Origin of the sequence: Pseudomonas sp. C9, from assembly GCF_002000165.1 — a bacterium.
In the GTDB taxonomy this organism is placed as follows: domain Bacteria; phylum Pseudomonadota; class Gammaproteobacteria; order Pseudomonadales; family Pseudomonadaceae; genus Aquipseudomonas.
Genome location: NZ_MPAK01000001.1, coordinates 4,331,825 through 4,345,798, shown reverse-complemented (window position 1 = coordinate 4,345,798; position 13,974 = coordinate 4,331,825). Strand labels below are relative to the sequence as shown.

Here is a 13,974-nt window from a genome sequence, read left to right as displayed (position 1 = left end):
TTGAGAAAGCAGCTTTTCCGAAGCTGCTCTCCAAACTTAGGCGATGTGGTGGAACTGTCAAAAATGTGTCTATTGCAGGATGTGAAACAATCAGGGTTCGAGACGGCGTTGCTGGTAGATCCAGTCGACGATTTCGCCATCAGGGGTATAGCCGCTGACGGTTTCGCGCAGGAGCTGGCGGACACGGGAATAGTCGTCCTGTTCTACGGCAACCAGCAGTTCGGTCAAGCGCCCTTTGAGGACGTCCCATGGCAGGTGGTCTTCATTGGCACTCATGATCATTGGATGCTGGGTGGCCGATACGTTATCGCCGATCAGCAACTCCTCGTACAGTTTCTCGCCTGGACGCAGGCCCGTAAACTCAATGGAGATATCGCCTTGGGGATTCCTTTCTGACCGGATGCTCAAGCCAGACAGGTGGATCATCTTCTCTGCCAGCTCGACAATTTTTACCGGCTCGCCCATGTCCAGTACAAACACATCGCCGCCTTGTCCCATGGAGCCGGCCTGGATCACCAGCTGGGCAGCTTCGGGAATCGTCATGAAATAACGAGTGATCTTCGGATGGGTAACCGTCAACGGGCCACCGGTTTTGATCTGGCGGTGGAACAGCGGGATGACTGACCCCGACGACCCCAGCACATTGCCGAAACGAACCATCGTAAAGCGCGTTTTGTTGACGCGTGACACATTTGCCTTATCGCCGAACAGGACAGGGGCAATTTCACGGCTCAGTGCCTGAAGGGTCAACTCGGCAAGACGCTTGGTGCTACCCATCACATTTGTAGGGCGGACAGCCTTGTCAGTGGAGATCAACACAAAGTTGGAAACACCCGACTGCAATGCCGCCTGGGCCGTGTTGAGCGTTCCGATCACATTGTTCAGCACGCCTTCGGCTATGTTGTGCTCCACCATAGGGACATGCTTGTAGGCGGCGGCGTGGTAGACGGTGTCCACGCGCCAGGTCTTCATGACATCGAGAAGCTTGTGCTGGTGACGGATGGAGCCAAGGATTGGCAACAACTTGATCGAAACCGACTCACGAATACCACGCTGCTCCAATTCCGAGAGAATGCTGTAAAGGTTGAACTCACTGTGTTCAAACAACAGTAGCGTGGTCGGTCTTAAAGAGAAAATCTGACGACAAAGCTCAGAGCCAATCGAACCACCCGCCCCGGTCACCATGACCGTCTTGCCTTTAATACAGCGTTCAAGCAAATCAGGCTGCGCCGGTACTGCATCGCGCCCCAGCAAATCGGCGATGTCGACTTCCTGAATGTCCTCGACCTTCACACGACCACTGGCCAGATCGGTGAAATTCGGCACGCTGCGCACATGCAGCGGGTAACCTTCCAGCAAATTAAGAATCTCCCGGCGTCTGGCTCGCGTCGAAGACGGCAACGCCAAGAGGATTTCCTGGGCACCGGTCACATCGATCATCTGCTGGATATGCTTGGGCTTATAGACCTGCAGCCCGGAGATAGAACGATCGGCAATACTGGAGTCGTCATCGATAAACGCGACCGGGCGCATCACCCGGCCCATCCGCAACGCGGCTACTAACTGATTGCCCGCCACGCCGGCACCGTAGATCGCTACCTTGGTCAAGCCATCATCGCGACTGGTGAAGGGGACATGCTGCGCAGCGGTAAACCAATCGCCCATGAAATACTGGCGCATGCATAGACGCAAGCCGCCGATGATCACGAGGCTGAGCCACCAGTAGTTGAAAATAATGGAGCGCGGGACGACGGCCTCGTGGTTGCTGTACCAGTAAACCACCAGCGCCAGGATCAACGACGAAAGGCTGACCGCCTTGATAATAGCGACGAGCGCATCGTTGCCAAAATACCGCATGACCGCCCGGTACATCCCGAATCGAATGAACAGGGGGATAGCGACTACGGGAGCACAAATGAAAAGCCAGAAATGGACTTTGAAAGGATTGATCATCTCGTCAATCCCCAAGCGCACGATGAATGCCATCCACAGGGCAATCCAAACGAGAACAACGTCTGTCAGCACCTGAATCAACCGCTTCTGTCGACGCGGCAGTTCCAGCAAAAACATGCGTAGTCTATCCATATACCCCTGTCCCAATCTGCCTGCTCCCTTGTCTGGTCCGGTAAAATTCATTGTACGTAGGTCGGGTGTGCCATCACAGAAAAAAAACGACGAGAGGATAAGTCAGTGATAGCATCGCGCGCCCGGAGACAGGCGTTTTAACATTACGAGCATGATGCTATTAAAGCACTCTCATTTTGAAACGCCTTCATCGGGCAGAAATAAAAAGGGAAACTCTCGGACGACACGCCCCTAACGGACGTGCAGCATACCTCTTGAAAACAGAGGCGTGGTTTTTGCGTCATTTTCACGCGAAAGAGAAACACCGATTCTGAAAATCAACCCCACAGGTTTACACATGACATCCATGTCAGCGAATAAAAAAAACCATGAAATCGAGGCGCTTCGCGCCATCGCCGTATTTCTACCAGTTCTGGGCCATATGGGGAATCTACTCTACTGGAATCCGACAATTGGCCAGATAACGCTAGGGTTGTGGGCCGGGGTTGACATCTTTTTTTGTATTTCCGGCTACGTGATTGCCAACGCGTTTTACAAGACATTTTATTCCACCGCCAGACGCGAAGACAAAACACGTTTTGTGAAAGAAGTAGTTTCCTTTTACATACGTCGCGCCTACAGAATCCTGCCATCCGCGTGGTTATGGATTGCGGTTGTTTGCGTGTGCTCCGTTTTCTTTAACCAATCCGGAATCTTTGGCGCACTGAAGGCAAACTTGTTTGACGCCCTGTCAATCGTATTAAGCTTGTCCAACTTCCACTTCGCAAGCTGCTATGTCCACACGCTGGGTGACAAGTTATGTGGAAACAACTCAATTTATTGGAGTGTTTCCCTGGAAGAGCAATTTTACTTTCTATTTCCTTTCCTCTTCTTTCTGAGAATTCGTTGGATCTCAATTCTGACCGGGGTGATTCTGCTGGCCACCGCCATCATGTACTACATGATCACACCAATGACTTATGTATTGTTCAGCAGGGTTGACGGCATTCTACTGGGTGTAGGCCTCGCCATATTCCAGAACACCAAAACATATCATCTTATCCAGCCTACCTTTCTCAAGAATGGCATCATGAAGTATGTGGCGGCGCCCTTCCTGGTGCTCTGCATTCTGATGATCCCTGCGTACGGTGGTGTGGTGCCGTTCGTGTTTACTCTGGTCAGCATCATGTGTGTGATTCTGGTATGGGTTGGCTCTTATAACGCAGGCTACCTTTTCCCGTCGGGAACGTACCGCAAAGTTCTCGCTTACATTGGTACTCGCTCTTTTGCGATCTATCTGATTCACAACCCTGTCTTTTGGGCCACACGCGAAATCTGGTTCCGTATCGAAGGGCCCGAGGCACAGTTTAACGGCTCGGACACTGTACGATTCCTGGCAACCGCCATCGTACTCATCGTGGTACTTTGCGAAGCCAACTATCGTCTGATCGAAAACCCGTTACGCAAACGCGGCATCGCCAAAGCGAACAAATATCTCAACAGCGAAAATGCACCGGTACAGACTCGATCAGTCAAACCAGAACTGGTTTCCTGAGGCCGTCAGAAAGTGGGGAAAAGGTATTTCCTCTCCCCACTGCGCTACTTACAGATTCAATCCCTGGGTTTGTTTACCAAGCTTTTGAAGTGCTTGATCAATTGAGAAACCTTGGCCGGCAAATGGAACTGACCGAGAAAAAAATCGCGTCCGTTTTTACCCATTTTTTCGAGCTGGGCAGCCTCACTGCCATACAACTCAAGCACTGACTCAGCCAATTGCCGGGAGTCCTCCGCGGCACAGCTCAACCCGGCCTTCGCTTCTGCCAGCAGTTGCACTGTCTGCCCATTACAACATGCAATAATGGGCTTGCCCGCGGCCAGGTAGCTTTGAAACTTGCTAGGCACTGTGGCCGCCAATGTCGGATCGTCTCTCAGGGTCAGCAGCAGCACAGAGGACGCAGCATAAATGCTTGCCACTTCCTCAGGCGACACACGCCCGATCAACTCGATGTTATCCAGCTGCTCATCGTGAATCATGCCAGCAATCGTATTCTCCATACTTCCGCTGCCGACAATAAAAAACCGAATATCTTTGTAGGCCTGCAAAATCCTCGCGGCCTCGACGATAGTCGTACATGACTGAGCGATACCAACATTCCCGGCGAAAACAACCGAGAACTGACCAGAAACACGACTCATGTCCAGCGAACTCGGCTCGACCGTAACAGCGGAGTCTTGAGCAGAATTCGGGAAAAATTTTATTTTGCTCGTATCGTTGGATAACCGCTGAACAGAGCTCCGAAAACCTTCGGATTGAATAAGTATCGAATCGGAAAAACGGTAAATATAACGAACAACGTACTCAATTAATTTTAGAATACGACGATTATTGATAAAACCTGTCGCCTGCAAGGATTCAGGCCAAATATCCTGTACCCACAATGCAAGAGGGGCACGCTTTGTCCAGGAAATAAATATTGCCGGCAACGCTTGAAGCAGCGGCGACGGGGCATAGACAAACACCACATCGAAAGATCGCCCGCGCAATGCCCATGGGCCCAGTACATAGCCCGACGCAATAAACGAAAGATAATTCAGTATCAGCCCCTTGGCCGAACTCTTACCTCTAGGCCGCAAGGGTAATCTGATAATTTCCACGCCTTCGCGATGCTCGGTCTGAATACCCAAAGCGCGATAACCCGAGAAAATCTCTCCATCGGGGTAGTTTGGTTTACCCGTCAGTACGGTGACGTCCATCCCCTGTTCACGTAGTTCGGCAACTACCTGATTAATGTGAAAATTCTCAGGCCAAAAATACTGTGTCCACACCAAAACTTTCATCGAAGGACTTCTTTCAAAAACACTTCAGGTCCATGCACCGGTTGAGGGCATTCGACTATTCGAAGATGCCGCTTCACTGCGCGAGCAATGGACACAGGAGAATCGGGATCGAAGGTCTGAACCGGCTCAACGACGTCTCGAACATAATCAAGTTCAGCAGCAATAATCGGCAGCCCTCGTTCATTGGCCTCGATCAATGGCAATCCAAGGGACTCGGTGGTAGAGGGATAAATTAACGCAGTTGATTGGTCATACAACGCTGTAACCTCGAGCGGGCTTACATGCCCAAAGTTGACCACGTTCAACTGCCATTGTTCTTTTAGCCTTTCAATTTCCATTGCCAGCGATGAGCCATGCGATACGGTGAGCGCCAACCGGGGTCGAACATTTTGTTGTGCCAATAGACACCAAGCCTCTAAAAGCTTGTGGTGATTTTTGTGATGATCGGCACTGGCCACGTAAACATAATCAAAGCGTTTATCCTGAAGCGTCTCAACGGACGCCGGAGTCGCAACAACAAAAGGACAGATCACAACAGTTGCCCCAGGCCCCAGGAAGGATTGGGCCTGCACCGCCATCGAAGGCGTCTGGACGATAAACCTCTTCACTCTGCGGGCCAGTCTCTTGACCATCAAGCGTTCAACCGAAAGGCGCACTCTCGTTTTAAGAGGGTAATCTTGCAGGCTGTCCTCAGTAAGCAGAATTCGATTCTGCAGAAAAACAACTACCTCGCCCTTCAATGGAAATAAAGGCACCAATCCGTGGAAACACAGCACCAGATCGTCTTTGGCGACACGGCGCCACAGGCGAACCTCTGCCGCCAATCGGGAAAAAAGGGATGGACGGACGTAGTGCCTTTCACCAAGTGATGGCGGCAGTTGCTGTATCGCTCGGGTATCCACCTGCTCAAAATAAATGCTCAACTCAGGCGCTGAGTAAAGAGCCTTCAGAAGCGTCAGACCGCCACCGACATGCACGTTAGGCGCATGCAAAAACAGCTTTTGAGGATTGTTCAAGGAAACTATCGGCCTCGCTGGAAAGGAGGCATACGAGCGACAAATCGGCGTATAACCTGTCTGGCTTGAGGTGAAAATAACGTGCGGGCGACTCGCCTGGCAATCCTGGCGCTGTAAGCGATCAATTGTGCGACAACAACCTGAACGAAAGAAGCGCCGTAGTGGCGCGCCATTGCGGCACAATGAGCCGCTGCATCGTCAAAACCTCGTTGCCACAGACTCGAAGCCAACCGCAAATAGCTGATGCCTATTTCCACCGGCGAATTACCAGGTACTTCGCAAGGCTCAATCAACTTTACAAATTCGAGATACAGATTCCCGGCCTCTTTAAAAGCGACATCGGCAATCTTATGCGTGTCCTGATTGGCGTGGCTACGAGCGCCCATCAAGACCTGAGGAAGATGGACGAAGCGATAGTGAGCCGCCATCCGAAACCAAAGCTCGTAGTCCTGTGTAGTTCGTAAGCTTTCGTTGAAAGGGCCAACGCTGTCGAACGCCGACCGCGGTATTAGCAGACTGCAGCCATGTAATGCGCTTTCAGCCGTGATCCAGTAACGAAAGTGTTCCGCACGCACACCCGGCATAACGACAGGCACAGCACCGTCCACCCGATTATCCGTGAAAATAGAGAAATCGGAGTAAACAATAGTCTGAGAATCGCCATGCGCCGATATAAACGCGACTTGATTGGTGATCTTGTCCGCGACGTAGAGGTCATCATGACTGAGCCAGGAAAAATAATCGCCGGACATTTCCAGAATGGCCAGATTTAGCGCTGATGCAACACCGCCATTACTCTTTGAGAAATAGCGGATAGCATTGCCAAAGGACCTGGCTACACGTTCAGTTGCGCCACTGTCATTGCTGCCGTCATTGACGACAATAATTTCGATAGCACTGTAGGTTTGGTCTAGCGCACTTTGAATAGCATCCGCCAGAAACTCAGCGCCGTTATACACCGGTATAACAATCGTCACCAACGGATTAAATCGGTCAGAAACAAAACCCGCCTCTGGGGAAAAACTCATCTCAGCTACCGCCCTGCCCTTGCCCGACGTTGAAAATAGAGCTCACTGAATACGACTCAAAGAATCCGCTTTTTCTCGATGCTTTGCAGTGTTGTAGAACAAGGAAACAATCATACCGGGGATGTTCACGATCAGCATCCCTACCCGGAAGCTGAAATAAATCGTAGCGAAGGGGGCTATCCGAGCAGAAAGCTCGACGCAAACCTTGGAAAATACGGACTCGCCAACCCCTAACCCACCAGGCGTGATAGGGATGACAGAAAACAAGTTACCAAAAACACCTGCGATGGCCGTGATCTGTGGGTTCGCGGCGAAGGGGAAAATAGACGCGATTGTGACCATGCCAATGATGACAATACCCGTTGCCAACACTGACACCAGCCAACACAGAAGCAAAGTTGGCCATGCACGAAGATACATAAGAATGGTGACACCGAAAGGATGCAGGTAATGACGAACCTTCGCAGGGAAGTAACCAATCACAGAAAAGCGCAATGCCAAATACACACCAAGCACGCCGAATACCACGCCTGCAACGGAGAGATAAACAAGAACTTTGAGTAAGCCCATGTATTCAAACACAGTCGCATCGGCAGAAATGGCAGCTGATAGAAAAAAGCTAATTAACGCTGCGATTGAAATCAGACCGATCATTGCAAAAACACGGTCTGTAACAATAGATAACAATGCCGTGGACCTGCCATTATTTAACAACCGAAAAACCTGCACCCCTCTGACAGCGTCTCCTCCCGCAGCCCCGGGCAACCAGGTAGAGAAAAAACTACCGATAAGTTGAAGGTTAATCACCGTCCCCAGCGGAATATTATTACCCGTTGCGCGTAACAGCAACCACCAACGAAACCCGCTGATCACTATGCCTAAAAAAAGACAAATCAACGCCGGAACGAAATAATTAAGATTATCGAAAACAACGACAATCGAGCCAAAGTCTAGTTGGCCGCTATTTAACAATACGACAACCAACGCAACGGCTACCAAAATTTTCAAAAGTAAAAAGATGTGGCCTTTTTTTATATGGCGCATAAAACTCAACTCTCAACTCTGGCTTTGTGAAACAATGATTTACTGACTCATACTACTGATCTGTCAGCCAGGATTACTCTGAAACCCCGTCCCTGCGCGGGAGTATAGGGTGATCCACTCCCCTTTTCATCCAAAAAAGAGGAGCGCTTGAAAACAACTAGCTTTGCAGCGCAAATACTGTCCACAACAGAATCTGCCTGTTGAACTGATGGTTGCCACGACCAGCACATCTCATGAGACAAGGCGGGCCCGCACTGCGGTGTCAAGACCTCTTCGCTTGAAACCAATGACAATCAGAAACAGGATAATAAAAAGAGAAGAGCCAATCGCCACGGACAAGGAAGCAGGCTGATAGTCCATTCGAATTTGATAATCTCCTGCTGGAACAACAATGCCACGCAGCGTGCCGTTGATCTTGAGGATAGGTACTTTTTTACCATTTAAGGTTGCGGACCAGTTTTTGTGCCAGTTATCCGTCAGTACCACCAGGGATTCGCGACTGACTGCTCCCGAGATCAACACCATCCCGTTACGATAAGAGTCAATGGATGCCGGAGCCAAGGTACTCTCGAAACCACGCGCCAGACTGAATGCGCCAGCGTCCCCGACTGGTTTATCGATTGAAAAAGCCCGAGGCAACACACCTTTATTTTCCACAATCACACTTGCATCACTTGCGAAAACCTCCGAGAAGCCAAGCGACCTTAGTTCGGCTCGATAGGAAGTGTAAGTGGTAGGCAGGATCAGGTATTTAACGCCCAATAGACTGACAGCCGCCCAGTCAATTTTATTACTCGAGGGGGTGTCTTGAATGAGTATCAATGAAGGAAAGGCTCCCTCCGGTGCTAACGTCGGATGGAAGCCGAGTCGCTGGCGACTCTCCAGATTTATGGACGCGTAGAAGTAGTCCTTAAAGGCAGGCAATAAACCTTGGTTGATAGTTGTAAGTTCTTGAATCCCAAACGCAGAGCCCAACTCAGGATACAGCCCGCCTTGACCAAAGTTTAACGACCTGTACAAACCGGCGTTATCTTTTACATACTTCAATGCGACAGGAATATTCGTAAATAGATCATTTCTTTCAAAACGAATCATCTTCCCACCCACCAGCAACTCTGTAAACATTACAATCAGAGCGCTTCCGATCAGCAGATTTGAAAAGCGTGAATTATTAAACACCCTAATCAACAGTAGACTAAACATTATGAATATCAACAACCCAACCAAAAATATCAAGGAGTTGGTTTTGTAGTCAATATGAGGCTCGCGAAGCCCGTAAACCTTGAACATGACTGCAACAGAAGCACAACAAATCAGCATCAGGATGAAAGCGGGAAACAACCTGAACCGTTGTGCCTGAATTGCAGCAACACCAAAACCTACCATAAACGTCATCAACGTCATGATGACTGGCCACCAATATTGGCTTCCAATATTACCGACAACAGGCAAATACTTAAAAATAAAGTTGATCCACAGCGGATCAAACAATCTGACCACCACAAGCGTAATACCGATGAAGCTCAATCGAACCAGCCACTTGAAGTGATCCGTCTTTCGAAACAGAGCACATCCCGCTAACGCAATAGCGATGACTCCGCTGTGGTAGACAGTATTCCCCATGATAGAGCTAGAGCTGGCACCCGTGTCCCAAAGAATCGCCGCGGGCTCCATCGCATTATAAGACTCAATCAAGTGTGAAGGAGAGTAGAACGATGCGAGTGCATAGGGAAAATTTAGCGACCAAAATACGCGCTTCGAATAATCATCCAATGTTCCGAGACTGGAGAGGCTCTCCACAAACGGAAAATACAGCGGCGCCAACAACAGCAACGACGCCAACAGCCCGCCCGCCAGCAAGGACAACAGTAAAGTGACATGCTTGATTGACCAGTCTCTTTCTCTCATCGCCTGCACAATAAAACCAATCACTACGACCCCCATCGCAATGATCGAGGTAATAGTAGTCGGCATAAATGTAAACGAAAAAAACAATGCGAAGGATAGAACTACCGAAATCCATCTCAACACAGACGTAAACTGAACAAACGACAACGCCGCATACAAGCACAGCGGAACGAGAAAATAGCTCTGAGTGACATTCGAGCCAAAATTTGCAGTGATGTATCCATTTAACAAGTAAAAAATACAGGCAGACGTCGCTGCCAGTGCTGTCAGGCCAAATCGCTCTCTGACAATCCGGTAAACAAAGAACACCGCGAAATAGGCAAACCCCAAGATAACGAGATTATAGACAATTGAACTGCCACCCATCACCGCATTGAGAAGGGTCAAAAAAGAAAATTTCTGATCAACAAGCGCTTCTGGACCTAGAGCCCCTGCCGCCGAATAAGGATTCCAATAAGGCGACTCTCCATTTTTAATACTGTTTGCCATGAACTGGATCATGGGTTCCGATTGATAAGTAGCCCCCCCATTATCATTGTAGCCCGCCCACCATCCAGTCGAGTTTGGAATAGGGTAAAAAGGCTTTAAAGGAACCCCATTAAAAGCACCCGTTATCTGATCCGTTAATCGCAAGCTAGCCTGATTGAAAATCACGTCAGGAAAAGCAGCAACGATCAGAATCAACGCTACTAAATAAGCCTCAAGAACACGACGACTTACAGGCAAACATCTGAAGAACGAAACAATAAAATTAGGCACTGGGATTCCAAATACATTGACTATAAATACATCAAAACCAATAAACTAATTTCGTTTTGTGCAAAAAAGCCCTAATCAAGCAATACCCAAAACCCAGTCCTTCCTTTCGGAAGATAAACTTTGACACCCCACGTTCGCGCACACCTTGCGCACCAGCGATATATTTGACTTCGCCGCCCATCAAAATAGATTTAAAGGTGATCTCCGGGCTAATGCTGAATCTGTTTTGGCTAAGCCCAACGCCCAGGGTCTCTCTTCTGCGAAACATTTTGAATGCGTAGGTCGAGTCCGGAATATATTGACCCAACGCTACACGCACTCCAATTCGGAAGAAGAATTGAAAGAATTTGTATTTGAATGGAATGGTTCCGTCATCACCAGCTTGAATATAACGCGAGCACTGAGCCAGGATGGCGCCCTTCTGCATCTCATTGTAGAGCGCTGGAATCAAGTGAATCGGGTCAACGGCATCTGCGGAGACAAATATGCAATACCGACCGATGCCGTGGGCTGCACCGTACCGAACAACGGCACCGTAGCCGCGACGATGCAATGAACGGCTGATCACTCGAACCGGCAATTGGACTTTGTTGGCATCCCCCCAGGCGGATGCAAGGCTGTACGTTTCATCATCACTTTTATCGTCGACAACGATGACTTCAGTGGTGAACGGCTGCCCGGCGACTGCTGCTTTCACACTATCAAGAATACCGACAATGTTTTCCGCTTCGTTCAAGCAAGGAATAACAATGGTGAGATCTATAGGATCCTCTACCGAGGAATCCTGCTGCAATGAGCCCATCGATTCGTTTACGGTCATTTTGCCCCCTCGTATAAAGCCGTCTTCAAGCGGCTTTTATCAAAATTTTATAGTCAGCCAACCAGTTTTGACGAATAAGGTATCACGCGAGTCAACGCAGCCAGAACTAGACAAACGGCAAAGGTTGCCAGCGACAGACTGAAAATTGCCGTGAATGTCGACATGGCGGCAAGGTTCAAGGTAAATCCGAACATCCCTGCCTTGATCAGGTCGATTACCAACAAATGCATAAAATAGACTGGGAAGACGATGCTCGACAAAAACGCCACAGGGCGGATCAACACAGCGGTCACCCGGATTTTCCTGATCATATGGAATGCGGCGCACGCTGCAATCAATACGTTAGGACTGAAATACAGGAAGGCGGTCTCGTTCGGAACGGGTGACAACGAATTGAGGCGCCAACTGATCAGGAACGTCGCCAGGCTCGCCAGGAAAAAGACGACCCCGCTGCACCAGACAGGAAACTTACTCAGAATATCCGAGCGAATGAGATAGAACCCCAGCAGGAAGTAGCCAGGCCAACTCAAAAAGTTGGAGAGCGTTAGATGCGTGAGGATGTTGACCGGAAAGTAAACTGTCACCGCGTTGATCACAAACCAAACGCCGAAGAAATAAGCCGCGAATCGTTTGCTAGCCAGTAGAGCTACCGAAATCGGTTGGAGAATAGGCAGCAGAATGTAAACACCGATGGTCATGTAGACAAACCACAGGTGATACATCACCGGTCCTTGCAGGGCTTGGAACAGCGCATTCGGAACATCGAGCGGTTTCCCGGTCCAGTAGTTAAGCCAGAAAACGTGCAGCACACTCCAGAACGCGAGTGGGATAGCGACCTTCAGAACCCTGGACACAATCCCGCCCAGCCCTTTGGACATGTCTCGCCCCAGCAACAATGCCCCGGAAAGCATTGCAAACAGCGGCACAGAAACCCTCGCGATCGAGTCGAGGGCGTTAGCGACCAGGAAACTATTGAGTTCTATATTTCGATAATCGTAAAAGATCGGTGCCGAAATATGGATGAGCAACACCCCAAACATCGCAATCAGTCGGCAAGCATCCGCCCAGGCTAACCGCCCTGGATCTTGTTGTTGTGTCATGGTCGGGTCAGGCCTTAGAGGTAAGAATGATTTTGTCCAACGGCGCTCCGACGATGACGCCGTCGATGCTCGTAGCAACTACTTTGAACAATACGGCGTCGTGCATCCAATGCAGTTGCACGTGTTCATGCAAAGTACCGTTGGCGATAGCGGCCACGATCGAATAGTCACCAACGGCCAGAATCGGTAGCTTGAAATGGAATTCGGCATCAATTCGCTTGCCTGCAGCAACCCTGACCGGTGACTCTTTATAGGAGTGGTAGGTATTGCCACCGATCAAAGGCTGCCCCAAACGGTCTTTGATGATGAAACCGATAATCGGCAAATCCACATCGTGGATCGCCTTGGCTGAAACCTTGACGACAACTTCAGCCCCCCCCTCACAGACCGTGAGCTGGCGACCGTTGGCATTGGTGAAACTGACTTTTTGTATTTCTGCGCCACCGGTCCCGAATGTTGAAGACTGTGGGTTGAAGCCAAAGCTCTCGATTTCTTGAGCCCCTTTGGCGATGGACTCATCGTCATGCATGACGATACGTTGCTCGATAACTTCGTCGATTGGTTCTTCTTCGACTACATCTTCGATCTCTTCTTCGACGCCTGCCTCAACCGCCACCGGAGCCGCGCCCTCGGCACCGGTATGTTGCATGTAGAGCTGCGCAAAGTACTTCTCACAGACGTCTTTCGCGCTGCCAGCATCGCGAACAACACCACCTTCAAGCCAGATAGCGTGATCGCAAAAAGCCGTTACTGCAGCAAGATCGTGGCTTACGAATAGAATCGTGCCCTGCTCCTGAAACTGTCTCAGGAATCGCATGCACTTCTGCGCGAAGAACGCGTCCCCGACAGACAAGGCTTCATCGATAATCAGAATATCTGCGTCGACATGAGCAATTACGGAGAACGCCAATCGAGCCTGCATACCACTGGAGTAGGCCTTTACAGGTTGATCGATAAAATCGCCCAGTTCCGAGAAGTCGACAATCTTCTGGAACCGTTCCTCAATGCAAGACTTCTTCAGTTCAAACAAACTGGCGTACAGGTAGATGTTTTCGCGCCCGCTGAACTCTGGATTGAACCCCGAACCCAGCTCCAGGACTGCGGCGACCTTCCCGTTAATTTTCACCGAGCCTTTGGTCGGTGTCAGTGTCCCGGTCAACAGTTGCAGCAAAGTGCTTTTACCGGCACCGTTGCGACCGATCACACCGACTGATTGCCCCTTCAGCACTTCGAAGCTGACGTCTTTCAGTGCGAGGAAATCGCGATAGTAATTGCGCTTCCAACCGAGAAAGATCTGTTTCAGGCGGTCATGGGGCGCGTCATAAATGTGGTAGGCCTTTTCAAGACCAACAACTTCGATGACCGGTTGCGGTTTTACTTCTGTAGTCATGTCCATA

Annotated in this window: 10 protein-coding genes; 1 reads left to right on the top strand and 9 read right to left on the bottom strand. The window is 49.9% G+C overall.

Going from position 1 to position 13,974, the window contains the following annotated elements; translation table 11 throughout:
* Nucleotides 1-90: 90 nt before the first annotated feature.
* Nucleotides 91-2,085 carry a nucleoside-diphosphate sugar epimerase/dehydratase gene (locus tag BMS17_RS20265; protein ID WP_046031769.1) on the bottom strand — a complete coding sequence of 665 codons (1,995 nt, stop codon included), beginning with the start codon at nucleotides 2,083-2,085 and terminating at the stop codon, nucleotides 91-93.
* 337 nt (nucleotides 2,086-2,422) lie between these two features.
* On the opposite strand from BMS17_RS20265, the gene BMS17_RS20260 reads away from it, so the two are divergent.
* The gene (locus BMS17_RS20260; RefSeq protein WP_046031768.1) at nucleotides 2,423-3,619 is read left to right on the top strand and encodes an acyltransferase; all 1,197 of its coding nucleotides are present in this window, start codon (nucleotides 2,423-2,425) and stop codon (nucleotides 3,617-3,619) included.
* A gap of 56 nt (nucleotides 3,620-3,675) precedes the next feature.
* On the opposite strand, the gene BMS17_RS20255 is transcribed toward BMS17_RS20260, so the two are convergent.
* From BMS17_RS20255 to BMS17_RS20220, 8 genes are all read right to left on the bottom strand, one after another.
* Complete coding sequence (locus BMS17_RS20255; protein ID WP_046031767.1) at nucleotides 3,676-4,902, bottom strand: glycosyltransferase family 4 protein; 1,227 nt, start codon at nucleotides 4,900-4,902, stop codon at nucleotides 3,676-3,678.
* Nucleotides 4,899-5,918 carry a glycosyltransferase gene (locus BMS17_RS20250; protein WP_139348102.1) on the bottom strand — a complete coding sequence of 340 codons (1,020 nt, stop codon included), beginning with the start codon at nucleotides 5,916-5,918 and terminating at the stop codon, nucleotides 4,899-4,901. The genes BMS17_RS20255 and BMS17_RS20250 overlap by 4 nt, the downstream gene beginning before the upstream one ends.
* 5 nt (nucleotides 5,919-5,923) lie before the next feature.
* Complete coding sequence (locus tag BMS17_RS20245) at nucleotides 5,924-6,946, bottom strand: glycosyltransferase (RefSeq protein ID WP_046031766.1); 1,023 nt, start codon at nucleotides 6,944-6,946, stop codon at nucleotides 5,924-5,926.
* A 42-nt stretch (nucleotides 6,947-6,988) separates the two neighbouring features.
* Nucleotides 6,989-7,990 (bottom strand): lysylphosphatidylglycerol synthase transmembrane domain-containing protein, encoded by a 1,002-nt coding sequence (locus tag BMS17_RS20240; RefSeq protein WP_077431586.1) that lies wholly within the window; start codon nucleotides 7,988-7,990, stop codon nucleotides 6,989-6,991.
* A gap of 231 nt (nucleotides 7,991-8,221) precedes the next feature.
* Nucleotides 8,222-10,657, bottom strand: a complete 2,436-nt coding sequence (locus BMS17_RS20235) for a hypothetical protein (protein ID WP_139348101.1) — start codon at nucleotides 10,655-10,657, stop codon at nucleotides 8,222-8,224.
* 31 nt (nucleotides 10,658-10,688) lie between these two features.
* Entirely contained in the window at nucleotides 10,689-11,477 is a 789-nt protein-coding gene (locus BMS17_RS20230) for a glycosyltransferase family 2 protein (protein ID WP_218191592.1), read from the bottom strand.
* A gap of 53 nt (nucleotides 11,478-11,530) precedes the next feature.
* Entirely contained in the window at nucleotides 11,531-12,577 is a 1,047-nt protein-coding gene (locus BMS17_RS20225) for an acyltransferase (RefSeq protein ID WP_077431584.1), read from the bottom strand.
* 7 nt (nucleotides 12,578-12,584) lie between these two features.
* Nucleotides 12,585-13,967 (bottom strand): ABC transporter ATP-binding protein, encoded by a 1,383-nt coding sequence (locus BMS17_RS20220; protein ID WP_046031833.1) that lies wholly within the window; start codon nucleotides 13,965-13,967, stop codon nucleotides 12,585-12,587.
* Nucleotides 13,968-13,974 lie beyond the last annotated feature (7 nt).

Bases quoted from the DNA above. Each gene is read 5' to 3' on its own strand.
- BMS17_RS20230 (WP_218191592.1), bottom strand. From the start codon at position 11,477: ATGACCGTAAACGAATCGATGGGCTCATTGCAGCAGGATTCCTCGGTA.
- BMS17_RS20220 (WP_046031833.1), bottom strand. From the start codon at position 13,967: ATGACTACAGAAGTAAAACCGCAACCGGTCATCGAAGTTGTTGGTCTT.
- BMS17_RS20255 (WP_046031767.1), bottom strand. From the start codon at position 4,902: ATGAAAGTTTTGGTGTGGACACAGTATTTTTGGCCTGAGAATTTTCAC.
- BMS17_RS20260 (WP_046031768.1), top strand. From the start codon at position 2,423: ATGACATCCATGTCAGCGAATAAAAAAAACCATGAAATCGAGGCGCTT.
- BMS17_RS20240 (WP_077431586.1), bottom strand. From the start codon at position 7,990: ATGCGCCATATAAAAAAAGGCCACATCTTTTTACTTTTGAAAATTTTG.
- BMS17_RS20265 (WP_046031769.1), bottom strand. From the start codon at position 2,085: ATGGATAGACTACGCATGTTTTTGCTGGAACTGCCGCGTCGACAGAAG.
- BMS17_RS20225 (WP_077431584.1), bottom strand. From the start codon at position 12,577: ATGACACAACAACAAGATCCAGGGCGGTTAGCCTGGGCGGATGCTTGC.
- BMS17_RS20245 (WP_046031766.1), bottom strand. From the start codon at position 6,946: ATGAGTTTTTCCCCAGAGGCGGGTTTTGTTTCTGACCGATTTAATCCG.